The 20,321-nt window shown below is 40.7% G+C and carries 20 protein-coding genes and 1 pseudogene; 9 read left to right on the top strand and 12 right to left on the bottom strand.

What is annotated here, in order from left to right; genetic code table 11:
* Window positions 1-12: 12 nt before the first annotated feature.
* Window positions 13-639 (bottom strand): Uma2 family endonuclease, encoded by a 627-nt coding sequence (locus tag RMZ43_RS05695; protein ID WP_322655110.1) that lies wholly within the window; start codon window positions 637-639, stop codon window positions 13-15.
* A 319-nt stretch (window positions 640-958) separates the two neighbouring features.
* Window positions 959-1,570 (bottom strand): hypothetical protein, encoded by a 612-nt coding sequence (locus RMZ43_RS05690; RefSeq protein WP_322655109.1) that lies wholly within the window; start codon window positions 1,568-1,570, stop codon window positions 959-961.
* A gap of 134 nt (window positions 1,571-1,704) precedes the next feature.
* Here RMZ43_RS05690 and RMZ43_RS05685 point away from each other — a divergent pair, with 134 nt between their 5' ends.
* Both RMZ43_RS05685 and RMZ43_RS05680 read left to right on the top strand, forming a co-directional pair.
* The gene (locus RMZ43_RS05685; protein ID WP_322655108.1) at window positions 1,705-2,136 is read left to right on the top strand and encodes a biotin carboxylase; all 432 of its coding nucleotides are present in this window, start codon (window positions 1,705-1,707) and stop codon (window positions 2,134-2,136) included.
* A gap of 24 nt (window positions 2,137-2,160) precedes the next feature.
* Window positions 2,161-2,220, top strand: a pseudogene (locus RMZ43_RS05680) (hypothetical protein); the annotation flags it as partial.
* Window positions 2,221-2,285: 65 nt separating this feature from the next.
* On the opposite strand, the gene ccmS reads toward RMZ43_RS05680, so the two are convergent.
* Both ccmS and RMZ43_RS05670 read right to left on the bottom strand, forming a co-directional pair.
* Entirely contained in the window at window positions 2,286-2,714 is a 429-nt protein-coding gene (gene ccmS / locus RMZ43_RS05675; RefSeq protein ID WP_229456942.1) for a beta-carboxysome assembly chaperone CcmS, read from the bottom strand.
* Between the two features lie 38 nt (window positions 2,715-2,752).
* Window positions 2,753-4,561, bottom strand: a complete 1,809-nt coding sequence (locus tag RMZ43_RS05670) for an ABC transporter ATP-binding protein (protein WP_322655107.1) — start codon at window positions 4,559-4,561, stop codon at window positions 2,753-2,755.
* A gap of 271 nt (window positions 4,562-4,832) precedes the next feature.
* Here RMZ43_RS05670 and RMZ43_RS05665 point away from each other — a divergent pair, with 271 nt between their 5' ends.
* Together RMZ43_RS05665 and rbsK are read left to right on the top strand one after the other, a co-directional pair.
* Window positions 4,833-6,149 carry an Nramp family divalent metal transporter gene (locus tag RMZ43_RS05665; RefSeq protein WP_322655106.1) on the top strand — a complete coding sequence of 439 codons (1,317 nt, stop codon included), beginning with the start codon at window positions 4,833-4,835 and terminating at the stop codon, window positions 6,147-6,149.
* A 130-nt stretch (window positions 6,150-6,279) separates the two neighbouring features.
* A complete protein-coding gene (gene rbsK, locus RMZ43_RS05660) occupies window positions 6,280-7,209 on the top strand; it encodes a ribokinase (RefSeq protein WP_322646281.1) in 930 nt (309 codons plus the stop codon).
* A 323-nt stretch (window positions 7,210-7,532) separates the two neighbouring features.
* On the opposite strand, the gene RMZ43_RS05655 is transcribed toward rbsK, so the two are convergent.
* Together RMZ43_RS05655 and RMZ43_RS05650 are read right to left on the bottom strand one after the other, a co-directional pair.
* On the bottom strand, window positions 7,533-8,684 hold the full coding sequence (locus tag RMZ43_RS05655) for a hypothetical protein (protein ID WP_322646282.1): 1,152 nt from the start codon (window positions 8,682-8,684) through the stop codon (window positions 7,533-7,535).
* A gap of 64 nt (window positions 8,685-8,748) precedes the next feature.
* On the bottom strand, window positions 8,749-10,236 hold the full coding sequence (locus RMZ43_RS05650; RefSeq protein WP_322646283.1) for a galactose oxidase-like domain-containing protein: 1,488 nt from the start codon (window positions 10,234-10,236) through the stop codon (window positions 8,749-8,751).
* Window positions 10,237-10,952: 716 nt separating this feature from the next.
* On the opposite strand from RMZ43_RS05650, the gene RMZ43_RS05645 reads away from it, so the two are divergent.
* The 5 genes from RMZ43_RS05645 to RMZ43_RS05625 all read left to right on the top strand — a co-directional run bounded on the left by RMZ43_RS05645 (window position 10,953) and on the right by RMZ43_RS05625 (window position 16,622).
* A complete protein-coding gene (locus RMZ43_RS05645; protein WP_322655105.1) occupies window positions 10,953-12,008 on the top strand; it encodes a glutathione S-transferase family protein in 1,056 nt (351 codons plus the stop codon).
* Window positions 12,009-12,059: 51 nt separating this feature from the next.
* A complete protein-coding gene (locus RMZ43_RS05640; protein ID WP_322655104.1) occupies window positions 12,060-12,944 on the top strand; it encodes an aspartoacylase in 885 nt (294 codons plus the stop codon).
* A 282-nt stretch (window positions 12,945-13,226) separates the two neighbouring features.
* Window positions 13,227-14,210 carry a polysaccharide deacetylase family protein gene (locus tag RMZ43_RS05635; protein ID WP_322646286.1) on the top strand — a complete coding sequence of 328 codons (984 nt, stop codon included), beginning with the start codon at window positions 13,227-13,229 and terminating at the stop codon, window positions 14,208-14,210.
* A 330-nt stretch (window positions 14,211-14,540) separates the two neighbouring features.
* Window positions 14,541-14,780, top strand: a complete 240-nt coding sequence (locus tag RMZ43_RS05630) for a hypothetical protein (RefSeq protein ID WP_109011689.1) — start codon at window positions 14,541-14,543, stop codon at window positions 14,778-14,780.
* A 243-nt stretch (window positions 14,781-15,023) separates the two neighbouring features.
* Window positions 15,024-16,622, top strand: coding sequence for an Hsp70 family protein (locus RMZ43_RS05625; RefSeq protein ID WP_322646287.1), 1,599 nt, complete (start codon window positions 15,024-15,026; stop codon window positions 16,620-16,622).
* Here the strand turns inward: RMZ43_RS05625 and RMZ43_RS05620 are convergent, their stop codons facing one another.
* From RMZ43_RS05620 to RMZ43_RS05595, 6 genes are all read right to left on the bottom strand, one after another.
* Window positions 16,623-17,018 carry a type II toxin-antitoxin system VapC family toxin gene (locus RMZ43_RS05620; protein WP_322655103.1) on the bottom strand — a complete coding sequence of 132 codons (396 nt, stop codon included), beginning with the start codon at window positions 17,016-17,018 and terminating at the stop codon, window positions 16,623-16,625.
* Window positions 17,002-17,292 carry a type II toxin-antitoxin system prevent-host-death family antitoxin gene (locus RMZ43_RS05615; protein WP_322646289.1) on the bottom strand — a complete coding sequence of 97 codons (291 nt, stop codon included), beginning with the start codon at window positions 17,290-17,292 and terminating at the stop codon, window positions 17,002-17,004. Before RMZ43_RS05615 ends, RMZ43_RS05620 begins: the two co-directional genes overlap by 17 nt.
* Window positions 17,293-17,391: 99 nt before the next feature.
* Complete coding sequence (locus RMZ43_RS05610) at window positions 17,392-17,955, bottom strand: Uma2 family endonuclease (RefSeq protein WP_322646290.1); 564 nt, start codon at window positions 17,953-17,955, stop codon at window positions 17,392-17,394.
* A gap of 81 nt (window positions 17,956-18,036) precedes the next feature.
* Window positions 18,037-18,603, bottom strand: coding sequence for a Uma2 family endonuclease (locus tag RMZ43_RS05605; RefSeq protein ID WP_322646291.1), 567 nt, complete (start codon window positions 18,601-18,603; stop codon window positions 18,037-18,039).
* Window positions 18,604-18,721: 118 nt separating this feature from the next.
* On the bottom strand, window positions 18,722-19,261 hold the full coding sequence (locus tag RMZ43_RS05600) for a L,D-transpeptidase (protein WP_322655102.1): 540 nt from the start codon (window positions 19,259-19,261) through the stop codon (window positions 18,722-18,724).
* A 498-nt stretch (window positions 19,262-19,759) separates the two neighbouring features.
* The gene (locus RMZ43_RS05595) at window positions 19,760-20,275 is read right to left on the bottom strand and encodes a L,D-transpeptidase (RefSeq protein ID WP_322646293.1); all 516 of its coding nucleotides are present in this window, start codon (window positions 20,273-20,275) and stop codon (window positions 19,760-19,762) included.
* Window positions 20,276-20,321: the final 46 nt, after the last annotated feature.

The following is a 20,321-nucleotide window of genomic DNA, read 5'->3' as shown; positions in this document are numbered from 1 at the left end:
TTTAATCACATCTCATCCTTGCAAAACTTTAGCAGCAGTTAACTGGAGATTAGCAAAAATTGAAGAGACAATCGCACTTTCTCCCTGATAAACTCGCTCATCATAAAATCCCTCTACCCATTCTAAAACCGTCACCTTCTGGGCGATAGGATCAACAATCCAATACTCAGCAATTCCCCGCGCCGCATACTCCGAACGCTTATAACGATAATCCCGATTTTCCTGATTTGGACTCACCCTTACGGGTTCGTCAGTTGCTTCAACGCGGGGAACCCGCGCAACGCACTGACTCACCACCTCAACCACCAACAACGGCGGCGGCATATCCATCAAAATTATAGATCGTGTAGCTCCTTGCATTACCTTGGCTAACTCCTCAGAATACACCACCAAATCAGGCACACGTACCCCTACCTGTCGGCTATGCACAGCTACCTCTGCCTTCATCCGCAACTGATAAGATGGAATTCCCAGTTGCAAGAAACAAGTAACTAAAAACATCGCTATCCGTTGATTAATATCACTTTCTGAAGGCATGGGTGTTAGTTCACCATTTTCTAATTCATATAAAGTATCCGTCCCATCGTCATAAGAAAGGAATTCTTCAAAGGTCATCTTTTTAGGGGCTGCAACTGTCATTGCTTTTTCTCCCATAGTTAGCTTGTATTGATTATTTTAACAATGCCTCTAATTTCTCCATCCCCTGTTAAATCTCAGCGTCGAATGCTTTAACAGTGACATGAGCAAGCAGGGGGAGAGGAATAGTTAAGTGTGTTTACGGACATTTTAATAGTAAAAAATACTAGATTTTCTCTTTACTCCTCCTGCTCCGCCTTTAGTAGCTTGACGAGAAGTGGAACGTTCGGTTGGCAACGACGTAACATAAACCTTTGAACTTTACAAGCGTGCCATTCGGCTCATTAATGGAGTTCAAAGCCTCCTAACTCCTAATTTCTAACTATTTCTGCGGCCACCGCCAGTTATAGCGATTCCATTCATAGATGCCTTGAATTTCATACTCAGAGCCGTTGAAGAACCGGACGATGCAGTTAGTAGAGGTATCATCACCGTTGCTAATTTCCTCGACCTTGATCACCATACAGGGAAACCATTCGCGCTTACAAGGGCCATCTTCTTGCACCCATTCCCATAGTGCATTGGAAACTTCAATGCGATCGCCTACTCTTAGTTTTAGTGCATCCTCAAAATAAGAATACTTATCAAAATGATATGACTCTACACGATTGAGCCACTGTAAACCATAACGTTGCCGAATAAATTGTACTGTTCCAGAGTCATTTTGCAGTAGCCAGTCGTTGAGTAATTGCACTTTCCAAGTGCGGTTGCGTTGTTCTTCATCCTTAACAAATTGTAAAAATGCTTCTAACTCCTCTGGGGTAAGTTCATCTAAGGGATTAGCAATAGCTGATGCTTTAGAGTTAGAATTTCCCTGAATTTGCTCCACGACTTGCAGTAATATCTCTTTTTGCGTGTCAGTGAGAGGACAGCTTGCTGCATCACAATCATTAAAGGCTGCGAGCATAGATGCTTCAATCTCATCTGGAGTCATAAGTTAATAGCAATTGAGGGTTATTTCCCTAATTATTACAAACCTTAAATTAAAGTCTTCAATCCCTTGTAGTGAAATTCAGGTAAGCTGAGATTATAAGTTACATATTGTAAGATTAAGCCACGGAGTCTTTTATGCGCTTGCGCTCACTCACGGTCGTTTTTATTTCCTGTTTCATCACCTTTCTATCGTGGGTGAGCATTCCCCCTGCTGTAGCATTGACACAGATTAGATTATTTGATGTTTCTTATAAAGATTGTCCACCAGAACTAGCACAAGGGGCTGTTATCAGTAGTGGTAGTGCGGCTGCTAATTGTTTCCTTGTCTTTGGCAAAGCAGAAAATGGCACTTATAAAACAGTCTACGACGCAGATATTTTTGGACGCATCTATGATGCTAACAATGACTCGGTAATGCAAAACCGCACTCGCTTAGGTTCTATTGCTGAGGTTCCACCAGGTATTAGCGATTTTGAATTGAGAATTTCTGTACCTGCGAATCAGCCTACTCCATTGAAGCTGAAGCAGTTTAAAGCAGCCGGATTTAGCGGCCAAGTGCGTAAGTAATACCAATCTTGGATTTGAGATTGACTTATTTACCATTGTGCCGAAAATCTAACTTACCCAGATTTCCACAAAGCAATCAACTAAACAACAAGCGCAGATTTCTTATCTTCCTTTGCGTACCTCTGCGCTTCCCTCCGCGTCCCTCTGCGTTAAAAAACAATCTCCTCCCTCATCCTCTCTTCCAGCACATCCAACAACCCATCCACATCCTTCCCAACTTCCTCAAAGCAAATCGGTGGCGCTGGTTCCGGTGCAAACTGAATTAACTTAATTTCCCCCTTCCCAATCCCAATCATCACAACTTCCACTTCCGGCTTGTGATTCTCCACAATTCCCAAAATTTCCTGAAGCCGATTTTCAACTCTAATATTTAAATTCTCTATCTGCTCTTTCGGACAATAAACAAAATGCGGCGTTGGTTGCAAATCAATACCAATAGTACCCTGACTGTCACCATTTGCTAACCACAATCCCCAAAACAGCGCCGCCAATTCCTGCTGATTTGCTTTCACAAATTTATCCAACTGGCGACGCCACTTAGTATCACCTGATTCTGGTTGACTATTACCAAAAAACATAAATAATTCGTAATGAAGACACAGACAATAGGCGCAACTTATCTCAAACCTGACTGTACACGCCAGAGGCCGGAATAAATACCGTCTTTCTCCAGCAGTTGCTCATGGGTTCCCGACTCTACTAATTTCCCATGTTCCATGACATAAATGCAATCGGCATTGCGGATAGTGGAAAGACGATGAGCGATCGCAATTGTAGTTCTATCTACTGTAATCCGTTCGAGCGATCGCTGGATTGCTGCTTCTGTCTCATTATCAACTGCTGAGGTAGCTTCATCTAAAATTAGAATGGGTGGATTTTTTAATACTGCACGAGCGATCGCAATCCGTTGTCTTTGTCCACCAGATAACTTTTGTCCTCTTTCCCCCACAATTGTCTCATAACCTTGGGGCAGATCAATAATAAAATCATGCGCCTCGGCTATCTTCGCCGCCGTGATAATTTCTTGCTCTGTATTCTCAAAGCTACCATAAGCAATATTCTCTGCTACAGTGCCATGAAATAGAAAGACATCTTGACTCACCAAACCAATACAACGGCGTAAATCTTTTAAATTCAAACTTTGCAAGTCAATGCCATCAAGAGTAATGCTTCCTGTTTGCACCTCGTATAACCGTAACAAAAGTTTAACTAAAGTGCTTTTACCAGAACCAGTTGAACCGACAATTGCAATGGTTTTTCCCGCCGGAATATCCAAAGACAGATTTTTAATTACTGGAAATCTATCTTTATAGGCAAAATAAACATTTTTAAATTGCACTTCACCGCGCACTTCATTTACAGGTAACGATACATTACCTGTATGAATAGCGATAGGAGTATCCAACAAATTCATGACTCGATTAGTAGAAGCCATTGCTCGTTGATATTGGTCAAATGTTTCGCCTAATCTAGTTAAAGGCCACAGCAATCGCTGGATTAAAAACACTAATACGCTGTAAGTACCTACAGACATTTTTCCAGAAACTGCTGCCATCCCGCCATATAAAAGTAATGCTGTGAAACCCACTAAAATTAGCATCCGAATTAATGGCACAAAAGCAGCAGAAAGAGTAATTGCTTTCGAGTTACTCCGGCGATAAGCTTCACTATCTAATTCCAGACGATAAGCTTCATAAGCTTCGGCGGTGAAACTTTTAATAGTAGTAATTCCGCTAATATTGTTTGACAAACGCGAATTGAGGAAACCTACTTTTTCGCGCACATCAGCGTAACGAGGTACAAGTAGTCGTTGATAAGCAAAGGAACCCCAGAGGATAAATGGCATCGGTGATAAAGCCATCCATGCTACACTAGGAGCCAAAATAAAGAAAGCAGCACCAATAATTAAAACAGTTGCAGAAACTTGGATAATATCATTCGCTCCTCCATCCAAAAACCGCTCTAATTGATTAATATCATCGCTGAGGATAGACATTAAACCGCCAGTACTGCGTTCTTCAAAATAAGCTAATTCCAACTCTTGCAAATGTTTGTATGCATCCAAACGCAAGTCATGCTGAATATTTTGAGCCAAATTCCGCCAAAGTCGAGCGTAGGCGTACTCAAAAATAGATTCTAGTATCCAAATGATGACGGTGAGGAAGGAAATAATCAAAAATTGTTGAAAGACATCGCGTACCCCTAACTGGGCAATTATGGAATCCTGCTTCTTGACTACCACATCCACTGCGACGCCAATTAAGCCGGGTGGTGCCAAGTCGAAAAATTTATTGAGGGTAGAATAAGTAGTCGCCAGCCAAATTTGTTTACGATACTGGTGTCCATACTCAAGCAAGCGCTGGAGAGGATGCGTTGAATGTTTACGCTTTCTTGATGCCCGGAGAGATTTTAATACAGTAGCCACAGGTTTTTGCGGTTTATTTTAATATAACGAGAATTACTTTCACTATTAGGACTTTCCAACAAATTAGAAGGAATTGCTCTACTATTACCAGCGAATCTACTGTAATTTATTGGTGCGATCGCTCGATTGCCGCTTCTATTTTATTATCTACCGTGAAGGTCTTTACCAATGCCCCAAGTATTCCCAAGCGTATTCATCCTACTCGCCCAAAGGTTGATGTTTATTTTATAGGATTATGAAAAGAATATGAGCATATTTTATGGCAAGGTAAATGACTCCACCAGAAAACAAACCTAGTTTACCAGAGGTTCACCGCAGTATTAGAATCCCTAATAGCAAAGGCTTTTGGCGCAAGATGATGGCTTATACAGGGCCAGGATATCTGGTTTCAGTCGGATATATTGATCCTGGAAATTGGGCAACAGACATCGCTGGGGGGTCAAAATTTGGGTACACTCTGTTAACAGTGATCCTGTTGTCGAACCTGATGGCGGTATTACTCCAATCATTATGTGTACGTTTAGGAGTTGCTACAGGACGAGATTTGGCACAGGCTTGTCGGGACTATTTTAGCCGAAGGGTAAGCTTTTGTTTATGGGTACTGTGTGAAATTGCGATCGCAGCTTGCGATTTAGCAGAACTACTAGGAAGTGCGATCGCGCTACAACTTTTATTTGGTATTCCCTTAGTGTGGGGTGTTTGCATCACAGCACTGGATGTTCTGGTATTGTTATTCTTGCAACATAAAGGCTTTCGCTATACAGAAGCCCTGGTAATAATGCTGGTAGCAACAGTAGGCATCTGTTTTACAACAGAAATTCTGTTTTCCCGCCCTGATATGGGGGGAATTTTATTAGGATATCTGCCTAAAAAAGATATTTTACAGAATTCAGAAATGCTCTACATAGCTATCGGCATTTTAGGGGCAACAGTAATGCCTCACAACTTATATTTACATTCCTCAATTGTCCAAACTCGTAATTGGCAACCTAACACTCAAAAAAGATGGGAAGCAATTAAATTTGGGACAATTGATTCAACTTTTGCTTTATCACTAGCACTGTTTATAAATTCAGCAATTTTAATTGTGTCTGCTGCCACATTTCATTTTTCTGGTAATCAGAATGTGGCAGAAATTCAAGATGCTTATAAATTACTTACACCATTGTTAGGAGTTAGTGCTGCTAGTGCTGTTTTTGGCATTGCCTTACTTGCTTCTGGGCAAAGTTCAACGCTAACTGCAACTCTAGCAGGACAAATTGTTATGGAAGGCTTTTTGCAATTTCGCTTTCCGTCTTGGTTACGCCGTTTAATAACCCGTTTGCTTGCTATTATTCCAGCGTTAATTACAATCATTGTTTTTGGTGAAAATAGTACAAGTAAGCTCATAGTTTTTAGTCAAGTTATCCTTAGCTTACAGCTACCCTTTGCAGTGATCCCATTGGTGATGTTTACGAGTAATCGCCATTTGATGGGTGAGTTTGTGAATCCTTTGTGGTTAAAATCTTTAGCCTGGTTAGTTACTATTATTATCGTTGGCTTAAATGTTTGGTTGCTATTACAAAGTATCTTGGGATCTGGAGTTTAGGTTAAGTAATGTAAAATAACCCAGCACTGCTGAGTTAATAAAAGATTGCTGAAAATATGAAAAACTTCACCTACACGGTTGCGATCGCTTGCTGTAGTATTAGCCTAAATGACTTTAAAGATCAACAAAAATGAGCATTATCGTCTTCGGCAGCATAAATATAGATTTGGTAGCAACAGCACCCCGCTTGCCAGTCGCCGGAGAAACATTGTTAGGAGAAGAATTTTTTAAGGTTTCAGGAGGCAAAGGAGCCAATCAAGCTGTAGCATTAGCAAAATTGGGAATTCCTACTCAAATGGTGGGGCGTGTAGGTGCAGACGATTTTGGTGGGGAACTTATTAACAATTTACAAGCATCTGGTGTGCAGATTGAGAATATTTTCGTGGATGAGACTGTTAGTTCTGGAGTCGCCATCATCGCCGTGAATCATGCTGGTGAAAATCAAATTATTGTAATTCCTGGCGCAAATGGTTGTATCAATCAAGAAGATGTAGAACGATTGTCTCATTTATTACCAGAAGCGACAGCACTGCTTTTACAATTAGAAATTCCGATTAATGCTGTGGTTGCAGCAGCTAAAGCCGCAAGAAAAACTAAAATAACGGTAATTCTCGACCCTGCACCCGCACAATCTAATTTGCCAGATGAACTTTACCCATTAGTGGACATTATTACACCAAATGAAGTTGAAGCAGCGCAATTAGTGGGTTTTGCTGTGGATGGAGAAGAACTTGCAGCCAAAGCAGCTGAAGTTTTATTACAACGAGGTGTGAAATGTGCGATCGTTAAACTGGGTGCTAAAGGTGTTTTTTGTGCCACTGCTGAGGAAAAGTTTTTTGTACCAGCGTTTCCAGTTCATGCAGTTGACACAGTAGCTGCTGGCGATGCTTTTAACGGCGGTTTGACGGCGGCACTTTTTGGAGGACTTTCTTTACATCAAGCAGTTGTTTGGGGTGCAGCAGCCGGTGCTTTGGCAACAACAAAACCAGGCGCACAAACTTCGTTACCCGATAGATTTACATTTGATACGTTTCTTAGGGAAACAGTTGGGAGTAGCTAAAGATAAGGGAGATGCATCTGTGAGGGATTAATAAGAAGCCCTCAATGTCAGATGAGGGCTTGGCATTTTGGAAGCATCCACTTTTAGCAAATCAGCTTTTTTAGACCAACCATATAGTAAGGTTTTTGGCATCAAACAATTATGTTTCTTCCAAAAGTGGATACTCGCAGCATTTTTTGCTATGGGACTCCGATTTGATTTTTGAAATCCATGTAAGGTGTGTTAGCGCAGAAAGTATAATACGATTTTGGGGTTTTGGCGCGTTATGCTCCACTAACACACTCTACAAGAATAGTTAAATTTATACATCGGCTCAATCCCTTCTAGCTACGAGCAAGGGTAATTTGGGCAGCGTCAAAGTCTTGTAGCCGAGTCATGTTTCCACTATTCTTATCTATGCTATATACAGCATTTGGTGTCTCATACCTCTGCGCTCCAAATGCTAGAAGTTGACCTGCTCTGGAGCAAACCAAGCTTTGTAAGCCATTATTCCATGCTCTACCATTAAGTTTCAATTGTGCCAATCGGATCGGGCTTTTTTGATTTGAGTCTAGCTGCACCAAAGTTGTATCGCCATTTAATCCAACTAAAGATGTATAGAGTTTTCCATCTGGACACTGTGCTAGATTACTGGCTCGCTCATCCTTCGGAAATTTAACCCTACTAATAGTACTGATTTCTCCTGTTTGAATGTCAATATCTACTAATATAATCGGCGGTGTACCGTTCTTTTTATTTACTAAACCGATGAGTCGCCCATCATTAGTCCCTAGCAAGCTTCCAAGCTGTTGATTTGGTTTAAGTCCTGAGATTGTCAAAGTTTTTACAGGCGTACTCAAAAATGTAATGCGAGTAGGTGTCGCCTGTTTCCTAGCAATGGTAACAGGAGTAGCGGCTACAACAAGTGTGCCATCGCTTAAAGAAGTGAAGCCACTCAATGTCTCATTAGTCTCTACTAAAGGTTTAACCTGATTGGAAGCTTGATTGGGAGACTGATTGACAACTACGCCATTCGTTAAAGAACCGAGGTTACTCAATATATCATCGACCTTTCCTAAAGCTGTATCAATCTGGGCAATTGTGCCATCGCTTAAAACAGAGAAGCTGGTCAATGTGTCATTAGACTGTACTAAAGCTGTACCGCTCTCGGCAAGTATTTGAGTAACTACTGGACTTAGAAGCTGAACCTTTCCTGTATTTAAGGCTTGCAAAATAAAGGAGTCTAAAACAAGTCCTAGCCCTAAAGGCTTAATATCTGTGGGTACAACGTTTGCGGTAATGCTATTTAATTCAGTGGTATCTACTTCTGGACTAACCGTTTGGTCTGTGCTGATGATAGAGCCAGAACCTATACCTACAATTTTGTAACTTGGTGTTTGCGCCAAGGTTTTGTTGCTTAGATAACTAAACCCCGATACTATAGTTCCACCAAGTACCAACTGGCCAAACTGCCGACGTGATAGCTTGAAGCTCATATTTCCCTTCCTAGAATTAATGACTTTTATTAAGTAGCAGTGTATTGAACGTAAACGGGTAAAGTTATGAGATTCGCGTCCAGGTTGCTACTGAGGGTGTTCCATTGTTGTCGCTAATAAAAAGCATGTACCAGCCTGGTACTGCTATGTTTCGATTAGTTGCTAGCGTGACATTTAGAGAAGTAGAGTTCCTAGAATTAATCCGCACATCCACTAACCTTTGTTCTGTATCGCAGGAATGAGTGGTTGCCATTGGTTTAATTAGACTAACCCATTTAATATTGCCAGCCTGAGGTGTTTGAATTGTAAATTGTTGTCCGTAGGTCAATTTTTCAGGAGCGCTCTGAATAATTGGGCGCGATCGCGACATATACGCAGGACTGTAGATTTCTAATCGCAGTTCATTGATCCTTCGGTTAGGATTACCTCCTGCTGTGACGACTCTACCATCTGGTAGGAGCAAGGCCACTGAGTGATATACACGAGGGACATTTTGTTTAGCTACTACTGTCCAGGTATTTGTAGCTGGATTGTAGATTTCTGCTGGCAGCATTGATTGTCTTATGTCCTCCTCCATTTTGCTACCATTGCAAACAAATACTGTGCGATCAGGTAACAAAACTGCACTCAGATGCATTCGAGCATAGTTTAGAGGTTTTGCTGCTACATAAGTTGGGTTAGTAGCTTTTAAATCTACAATATTTACCCGGTTTGTTGCCGTATTACCACTACCCCCACCGAGAATCATCACTTTTTGGTCTTGTGCAGGTGGTAAAAGCACACTAGTAGCTTGATTTCCGAAGGCTGGGTCTTGCAGCCCTGGCACCACTTTTTCTGTAATGGATTCTGTGAATGTCCCTGGCAGGGTTAGTATAGTTGGCGCTACTCCATTGTTACCGCCCATCTGGGCACCTGAATAAAAAAGCTTTCCACCATCGAGTAGAAACAGATTTGCGTATGCCGGATAGGGACGAGTTGTTGGAAAAGCGTTCCAACCATTTGGAAAGTAATATGAATAAATTTCTGGTTGTTTGTTGAGCTTGCCATCTTTATCTGGCCCAGATATTGCAAAGACCCGACCGCTACCTAGTGTTAACAAAGTAGGATACCAGCGACCATTATTCATTGGTAGTATCTTGAACCATCTCTCGTTAATAGGATCAAATATCAGAGCAGCAGGTGAACCATAAAATGGGTCATAGCGCAAAGTTCCACCCGCAACCAATAACCCACCATCAGGTCGGAAGGAATGACCAGCGCAAAAAAGATCAATAGGCTGATTATTACTATCTAATGGAGCCTTTTGACTGGTAAAGGTTCCTTCGTTCACATCCCAAACTACACTGTCATAGGGAGTATTTAACCGACTGGGATCATTACCTGAACCGCAGAAAAAGAATATTTTACCAGTACGAAGTAAAGCGGCATGTATAGGCAGGATTGGAGCACTATACGGCAATACTTGCCATTTGTCTGTGGTAGTAGCCTGAGCGATGAAAGTCCCTAAATCCGTTTCCTCTAGAAGGTTAGGGTTGTTATGAGATTGAGTCACTTTATTTACAATTCTTCCTACGTAAGTTTTATGTTTTTGTTCTTCGTCTTAGTAACTGATTCCTAAAATTATATCTATACTTTGTAGGTTTTTCTAATGTTAAGATGTTATGTTTTTTATAACAAGATTAAGTAAATACCGATTTTTTATTAGTAATTACGCTGTCAATTTTACCTGCTAATGAGTATCTAATTAAGCCTTGCACTGTGTTTTTTCGGAAAGGATGAACCACACTTTTGAATTTGATGTGGATACCTTTCAGGGCTTGGCATTGAGCATCACTAGTTCAAAAATTGTGTTTTTGACCTTCGATTTGTAACTAGTTTTGAAAACTCAGGTGTTGTACATTTAATTTGCACAACTAAAGGGACAAAATGTTTACCCTACAAGAGATTGGTTTTTTAGAGGATGCAAATAAAAAAAATTTTAGGTTATTTTGTATTCAAAGAAAAAGAATAAGATAGAATTTAAATTACAAGTATAATACAACACTTAATACATAATTAATAAAATTTAGAGGATTGCAAGCGATCGCTAGGCTTTGCCTACGCAAATTTGAGACAATTAGCTGAGAGATTTTAGCCATGAGCATGATACAAAGTACAGCCAAAGCGTAGTAAAGTAAAGTAGTAAAGCTCAAAGTGGGTTGTAAAAGTCGAAACCTACTTAGTAGAAACAGTGGTAACGTCAATCGCTCTCAAAGCAAGATTGTCGTCATGAGCAACTCAACTCCAATGAATAACGAGAAAAATCTTTCTAAGAAAAAAGGCAGGACACTACCTCCCAAGCTGATCATCTGGCTGGGAAAGTTTGTCTGGACGACTATGTGGCGGATCATGATGTCAAAGCTGGCTCCTAGCAATCAGTCGGGAGCTTATGTTCGTCCTAATAGCCAGTTTCGGAAGTTCATTGGTACAGAAGCAGGTAATCCACACCCACCAGCAGCAGGGCGCTACAAACTCTATGTTGGGCTGGGGTGTCCTTGGGCGCACCGAACCCTAGTCGTGCGATCGCTCAAAAAACTCGAAGCGGTAATATCAGTATGTATCGTCTCTCCTTCTCCTCTTGAAGGCGGTTGGATATTCAGCGAGGAAGAAGAAGGTTGTCGCACACTAGCTGAATTTTATCAGATGGCAGAACCTGGTTACAGTGGACGCTCTACAGTTCCAATATTATGGGATAACCAAACAAAAACCATCGTTAACAATGAAAGTTCAGAAATTATCGTCATGCTGAACTCTGAATTTAACGAGTTCGCCAACAATCCCACGCTTGATCTTTATCCAGAAGCACTCAAAGAAAAGATTGATTGGTGGAATGAAAAGATTTATCACGCGGTAAATAATGGTGTGTATCGCTGCGGCTTTGCCCAAAGCCAAGAAGCATACAATCAAGCCTGTAATGAACTGTTTACAACTCTCGATGAGATTGACATTGCATTACAAACTAGTCGATATCTGTGTGGGGATAATCTCACCCTAGCAGATGTTCGTTTATTTACGACGTTATTTCGGTTTGATAGTGCCTACTATGGATTGTTTAAGTGCAATAGGCAGCGAATTCGAGACTATCAGAACTTGGGAGCTTATTTGCGTGATTTATATCAGCTTCCAGGTGTTGCTGACACCTGCGATGTAGAAAGTGTGAAGCGGGACTACTACGGGAACCTATTCCCACTCAACCCGGGCGGGATAATACCCGATGGGCCTGATATGTCTTATCTTTATCAACCATCTGGGCGCGATCGCATTGGTAAAATCAATGCTCCATAAGGTAGATTGAGAACTGATACCTCGATAGCTGCATTCTGGAGTTGATGAATCGTGAACCAGATTAATCGAGTTGCAATTGTCGGTGGAACTCATGGCAATGAATTTACAGGAGCCTACCTGATCCAAAAATTTTCTCAGTTTCCCGACTTGATTACTAGACAAAGTTTTGAGACAGTGACTCTGTTAGCAAATCCTAACGCTTTTGCGGCAAGGAGGCGATATGTAGAGAAAGATTTAAATCGTTCTTTTCTCAAGCAAGATTTACAAGATCCAACTCTGAGCAGTTACGAAGAATTGCAAGCCAAATCAATCCAGCAGACTCTAGCATCAAACAAAGATAAGCAAGCAGATTTTATTTTAGACTTACACAGCAGTACAGCTAATATGGGTTTGACAATTATTTTGGTAAACAGTCATCCCTTAAACTTGAAATTGGCTGCTTACCTGAGCCAGATTAATCCTTTAGTTAGGGTTTATCGCTGCTCTTTTAAATCAATTGAAGAAAACCCATTTGTAATTTCTCTGTGTGAATTAGGCTTTGCGATCGAGGTTGGCCCTATTGCCCAAGGGCTTTTAAAAGCGACGTTATTCCAACAAACAGAAGAACTTGTTTATGCAGTTCTGGACTATCTAGAACGGTTTAACCAGGGGGAAATTCCATCAACTAACGAAACGTTGATTCTATATGACCATTTATCAGTTGTGGACTATCCAAAACAACAGGATGGCACAATCTTTGGAATGATTCATCCAGACCTTCAGGATAAGGATTATCAAGCCTTAAACCCAGGAGAACCAATTTTTATAACCTTTGACGATAAGACAATTCTTTATGAGGGAGCATCTACCGTTTGGCCAATTTTTATTAATGAGGCAGCTTATTACGAAAAGGGAATTGCAATGTGTTTCACCCAGAAGCAGCAAATAAATATCTAGATGTGCAGAGGATTTGTAGTACGCTCGCTTTTTCTTAAAAGTGATGATAAAAATTGAGCATCCAAATCATCAATTATTTATATATATAAAGCATTGCTAAAACTTACTTATATATATGTTTACATATTTCCTGGTTATGATATATTGATGACCAGCAATTATATATCAGGGTAAAAAATTGTCCGAAAGGCTGATCAAGGCGAGATTAAAGGGGCGCTGAGTCGAAGTAGAAAACTTGATCGGTAAAACCCAAATATAACATTATATTTACGCTTAAAAATAATGAATATCAAGCGGCAAGGAAACAAACCAATAGCCAGTCTTTCTTTAGACTTGGATAATGTTTGGTCTTTTCTAAAAAATCAGGGCGCTCCAGGTTGGGAGACTTTTCCATCTTACTTGGATATTGCAGTCCCTCGTTTCTTAGATATTTTTCAGCAATGGGATTTGACAATCACAGTCTTCATTGTCGGTCAAGATGCAGCGCTAGAAAAGAACACCAAGGCATTACAAGCGATCGCTACTGCCGGTCACGAAATAGGAAATCATTCATTTTACCACGATCCTTGGCTACATCTCTATTCAGAGGATGAGATTGAAGAAGAGGTGGCCTTAGCCGAACAACATATCAAACGCGTCACTCATCACCATCCTATTGGCTTCCGGGGGCCTGGATACAGTTTTTCTCCTGCGGTATTGAAAGTCTTAGCACGACGAGGATATGAGTATGATGCTTCGACTTTTCCCACATTTTTGGGGCCTATCGCCCGAGCATATTATTTGATGACTTGTAAACTGAGCAAAGAAGAACGCAAGAAACGGGAAGCCCTTTTTGGTGGTTTCAAAGAGGGTTTACAGCCTCTAAAACCTTACCAGTGGAAGATGGGTAAGGATAGACTCACAGAAATTCCTGTTACCACCATGCCAATTTTTAAGGTGCCAATTCACTTTAGTTACATAATGTATCTGAGTACATTTTCTTCGGAAGTGGCATTACTCTACCTGCGAATTGCCCTGTGGCTGTGTAAACTTACCCGTGTACAGCCTTCTTTGCTATTCCATCCTACAGACTTTGTAAGTCAAGAAGATGTGCCAGAGCTATCATTCTTCCCTGGAATGAGCCTTCCCACCTATAAAAAGCTGGCAATAGTCAACAAAAGTTTAGAACTTATATCCAGTCAGTTTAATGTTTTGACTGTTGGACAACACGCCAAATCCTTAGCCAGCGCTCGTCAACTGCCTGTATTAGTGCCTCAAAAAAGGTAAAAATATGAGCTATGGGATTGATAAGTTCAATTTGTATCCTTCATTACAAATAAAATTAACCTCGATCTATTTTTGAAAAGGAGAAAATAATGTTGGCAAAAAGATAAATTTATTTTTATAATAGTTCCCTATTCCAATGTCTTTATTAAAAACTTCTGGTGATATCCCTTCCCCAGAGGTTATTTTTTATTCGATGTTTAATCAGATTTTTTAATCGTTATCTAAGTTTGAATATCAGTAAATTATCTTAAACTAGCTGACATTTGCTAGCAAGTATGTGTAAAGTAATTGAGAGTGAATCACTATATCTAATTTTTGACACATCTATCTATGGTTAGAAAAACCCAACGTCTTTTGCTGCTAGTTGTTTGCTGTAGTATAACTGGTGTAATTTTAGGAGGTACTGCTGCTTGGGCAGAAAGCAGTCTCTGCTTGGAAGACAGTAAGCTTACAAGTGAGTGTCTAACGCAAGATCCAATCCAAAAAACTATCCAAGGAATGAGTACCGGATTGTTAGCTGGGGCTGGGGCCGCTTGCGGTGCAGCATGGCAGTTACGGCATGAAGATTGAGTTAGGAGTTAGGAATAGCTCTGTCAAGTTAGTTGTAACCATACCAAAATTCTTAATTAAGTAGTCATTGGTCATTGGTCACTTGTACTGAGCGACTAATGAGTAATGACTAATCACTCTCGCGTTGCGGTTTGATTTTTCCAAACGACCATTGGATTATCAATTGCATTGTTGATGGCTTATAGAGAATAATCAGAGATAAAGCAGCTCTGGCCTCTTCATGCGAGAGAATAAATATAAAATATGGCGATCGCAATCGATTTTGGTACTAGCAACACAGTCATTGCTCGTTGGAACCCTGTAACCCAACAGCCAGAAACCCTGGCTTTACCAGGTTTATCAATTAAACAAAGTCTTAATCCGCCACTGATTCCCAGCTTGGTTTATGTTGAAGACGCCACAAAAAATCAAGTCTTAATAGGGCAACAAGTACGCGATCGCGGTCTTGACCTCAAAGGCGAAACTCGATTTTTCCGCAGCTTCAAGCGGGGTATCGGTGCAGATATCCAAGGTTTCTTACCCGAACTAGATGGACAAATTGTCACCTTTGAGCAAGTAGGGCAATGGTTCCTCACCAAAGTAATTGAAGAACTAGCCCCCTTGGAAGGGGGGTTAGATTCTCTAGTATTAACTGTACCTGTAGACAGTTTTGAAGCTTATCGTCACTGGTTAGGGACAGTTTGTCAAGCCCTCCCTGTTGAACAAGTGCGGATGTTAGATGAACCCACAGCAGCCGCCTTGGGTTATGGCTTGGCAGATCAAGAAATTCTCTTGGTGATTGACTTTGGTGGGGGGACTTTGGATTTATCCCTTGTCCGGTTAGATCAAAGCGTGCAAGCAACCACAAAGCCGCTCGGATTTCTCCTCAAATGGGGTAATAAGTCCCTGGCTGAAGATTCAAAACAAAAAGTTAAAACTGCCCGTGTCTTAGCGAAAGCTGGGCAAAATTTGGGCGGTACTGATATTGATAATTGGTTGGTAGATTACTTTGCCAAAACTCAAGAATTGGCCATAAGTCCGTTGACAACAAGATTAGCAGAACGGGTAAAAATTCAGCTATCAACCCAAAACCAAGCTAGTGAAGTTTATTTTGATGATGAGACATTTGAAAGTTATGAACTGGAATTAAATCGCGATACTTTTGAGGATATTCTCAAAGAACATGCATTTTTTGAGTTACTAGATGAGTCGATGACAACACTGTTGCAGCAAGCAAGACGGCAAGGAATAGAACTTCCAGATATTAATGCAGTTTTGTTAGTTGGTGGGACAGTCCAATTACCAGCAGTGCAGACATGGATTAAACAGTATTTTGAGCCAGAAAAAATCCGTTGCGAACGTCCCTTTGAAGCGATCGCTCAAGGTGCATTACAGTTAGCACAAGGGATACAAATCAAAGACTTTCTGTATCATAGTTATGGTATCCGCTACTGGGATCGTCGCAATCAGCGTCACAAATGGCATTCTCTGATTAAAGCAGGACAAGCATACCCGATGAGCCAGCCAGTGGAATTAGTCTTAGGCGCTTCAGTGGAAAATCAGCCCAGCATTGAACTAATTATGGGAGAATTGGGAGCAGATACGGGTAGTACTGAAGTTTATTTTGATGGCGATCGCTTGATTACTCGCCGGATGGACAATAGTGAAACCAGTGTCAAACCTCTCAACGATCAAGAAGGCGCGAGGACAATTGCTCAACTCACACCAGCCGGATATCCTGGAAGCGATCGCATAAAAATTCTCTTTCAAGTTGATGAACAACGCTTTTTGCGAATTACCGTTGAAGACTTGTTAACGAATGATACGCTGTTGGAAAATCAACTTGTGGCACAGTTGAGTTAATTAATTAAAAGGATTTAAAAGTGGGATACCGCAACCGTCGAAATCCCGAATGTTGCGCGTTACTAAAGTCAATTGATGAATTTGAGCAGTAGCAGCAATCATCATATCTGCTTGGGTGTGTGTTTTCCCACTTAATCTTAGTTGACCTCGTAATTCCCCGGAACGCTTAGCAATTTCAATAGTGATAGGCAATACTTGACAGTTATTTTCCAAAAAGTTCTCGAACCATATTTGAATTCTAGGGTTAGGCTTGGATGTCAGTCCGTAAAATATTTCTTCAACAGTGATTGCACTCAGAACTATTGAAGAAACTCTTTCTGCCCATTTCAGTACACCAGAGTTAGGTTGCAGTCTTATTAATTCGCTGATAATGTTAGTGTCACAGAGAAAAGTCATCGATGGCATCAGCGAAAGGGTTTGGACGGTCTTGGCGGCAGGGTATTTCGAGGATATAATTTTCCTCAGTCGCTATCTGGCGTAATTCTTTGAAAGCATCAGCTAAAGAAATCTTTTCGCGTTGATTGCGCCACGTCAAAAATTCTTTAAACATCTCAGCTTCGACAACAACAGCCACCAGTTGATTGCGGTTGTAGATGAGTTGCGGTTCTTTAGTTACAGCATGAATCAGTTCGGAGAACCTCTGTTTCGCTTCTGCAATTCTCCAGTTCATTCTCCTACCTCTTTTATTCATAATCATGTCTATTATAGACATGATTTATATCTATAATTTATTTTTCGCCAGAGTAGTGATGTCTACGATGGGCTATTTCTAACCACTCATCTTTAACCATCCAAAAACTTGATTGACGGTTAATCCAAGTTGAATTTCTGGTAATACAGGCAAAAAATCTTCTCCCTGGAGTAACACTGGCTGCTGCTCTGGCAAAAATACTAAAATACTGAAATCATCAGGATCAAGAAACCATCCAAGGCGGCTACCATACTTTAGACAGTAGAGAATGTTGCCAATTACTTTGTTAGGTTTTTGTTCTGGCGAAAGAATCTCAATCGTCCAGTCTGGTGGAAGTTCAAAATTATCAGGTACTTCATTATCAACGGTGAACGGTATGCGTCCCCATTGAAATACAGCTACATCAGGTACAATTGAGCGATCGCCAAAACTACACCGTAATTCGGGAAATGCATAGGCAATTTTCTGATTCTCCGTGACTTCATTAATAACAGCACTGAGTTTGCCTTGCAAGCGGCTGTGTCTCCCTTTTGGCATTGGCTTAGGAATAATCTCACCGTTAATATATTCACTCGCAGGCTTTGTTTCTGGAAGCTTCAGAAATTCCTCCAGGGTTAGAGATTGAGTAGTTGAGTAGCTCATAGCTCCTAAATCCTAATGGAATGTGCTGTCACTTTAGCAAAACGATCGCTTTTATTGCCGCAGACGAAACTAATTCTTTTACTAGCTATTTTCCATCTTTAGCCAACTAAAAACTTGTTCTACTGTTATTTCTAGGTTAATTTCTTCTAAAACTTCTAAGCGATCGCTCTTTTGTAACAGCTTTGGTTGTTCACCCGCACGGAAAACCAAAATTGAGCGATCCGTTGGATCAATTAACCATCCTAATCGGCAACCATGCTGTAAGCAGTAAAGGATGTTGCCAATTACTCGGTTTGAACTCTGTTCTGGGGAGAGGATTTCAATTGTCCAATCTGGCCACAGCAAAAAATCGTTGGGAACTTCCCCATCAGCATCAAATGGAATTCGTGACCAGTTAAAAACCGATACATCAGGCACAATTGAGCGGATACCAAAGCTACAGCGCAACTCTGGGAATGCATAAGCAATTTTTTGGCTTTCTGCCACTTCGTTAATGGTATTGCAGAGTCTTAGCTGCAATCGACTATGCTTCCCTTTTGGCATTGGCTTAGGAATAATCTCGCCATTAATATATTCACTTGCAGGCTTTGTTTCTGGGAACTTTAGAAATTCCTCCAAGGTAAGTAGTTGAGTAGTTGAGTAGCTCATCGCTCCTAAATCCCTCGAAGATGTGTTTTTAGTCTAGCAGTATGTATAGACAGGTGCTTAACTCCGTGAACGCACCCATCCATACATTAAAGGCAGAATTGCAACTCTTAATTACAAATTATTTCCGTACTACTACTAAAGTTCCTGTTGAAGCCCATCTGTAAAGATTGCGAGCTTGCTTAACAGGTAAATTTACGCAACCGTGGCTAACTGGAGTCCCAAATCGGTTATGCCAGTAAGCACCGTGAATAGCATAACCTCTGTAGAAATACATTGTGTAAGGAACATCAGGAATATTGTAGTCCCTGCCTCGCATCCGGTGAGTACGATACTTAGAATTAATCCGAAATCTACCTATGGGTGTGGGGGTCGATCGCTTGCCTCCAGAAATGCGGTATGAATAAACAAGTCTTTTACCTTCCCATGCACGTAAGCGTTGCTCTGACAAGTCAATTTCAATCCAGCGAGGTTGGGATGTTTGCCCAATATTAGATGCAGTGATGCTGTTTTCATCCACTGACGCGGCTGTTGCTGTAGTAAAGTTGGGTGTACCTGCTAAAGGTGATGACCAAGAAAATAGAGTTGCCACCATCAGCGCCACGCCTGTACAAAAAGTTCCTGAAGAACGAATCCTATCACTGCGAATCCAAGATTGCATTATGCCTCACCTTCTAAACTACGCAAAAATTATGAAGTGAAGTAATTTTCTGGAAAACTACAAATTTCCAGATAAACTACTCGCTTACTGTTGAGGATTTACGCAATTCATCCGCTAATGCTTTTTCAAAACAAGTCCTAAGCTAATCTACATCCAATTTGCACATTTACCATTTGTCCTTAATTAAATGATGAGTTCTAATTAATGACTAATGACTAATTACAAAGGATTCCTTTACAAACAATCTGTCATTCAAATGCCTAAATACAAACTTTCCCACAATTTATATTTGCATTTTTAATTTCACACCACAATTGTCAGGATTTACGCTTATTTCCTTGGGCAAATCCTTAAATGCCCTCTTATATATTTTATTCCAAATTCAGTAATTTCGACTCCGAAGATTCCCAGCATAAAATATTGCTGGGAATCACTCAATTGTCTTGATTTGTTGTTATTAATTATTTTCTCTAAATTGCCTTTTGATTGCTTCACCTACTATTTCTGGATAACTACTGGTGTGCCTACGGATGCCCACTCAAATAACCATTTAGCATGTTTAGGTGCGACATTTACACAGCCGTGGCTGACTGGAGTGCCAAACTTTTTATGCCAGTAAGCTCCGTGAATACCGTAATTACCCTGGTAAAACATTGCATAAGGAACGTTGGGAACATCGTAGTTTTCTCCCTGCATCCGTGTTTTTTTGAACTTGGATTGAATTTTAAAAGTACCAACAAGAGTAGGAGTACCTTTTTTGCCAGAAGAAATAGCACTTCCATAAACTACTCTGTCACCTTCCCAAGCTATTAATCGTTGCTTTGAAAGATCAATTTGAATCCAACGTTTATCTGATTGTTGTAATGTCTGGATTGTTTGGGCAATCACTTGATCTTTGGTATTCGCCCAAACTTCACTCGTTCCAGTAGTAGTAAAAACACTTAAAGACAATGCTGTACCAGTAAGCAGTATTTTTAAGTGACGCACCCAGTCAGGATAAATTAGCTTTTTCATTTTAGATACACTCACACTCAAATCATGGGGTCTTGAGAAACTTATC

The sequence above is a fragment of the Nostoc sp. CmiVER01 genome (genome assembly GCF_034531135.2).
Lineage (GTDB): Bacteria > Cyanobacteriota > Cyanobacteriia > Cyanobacteriales > Nostocaceae > Nostoc.
This window is presented reverse-complemented; position numbering and strand designations above follow the sequence as displayed.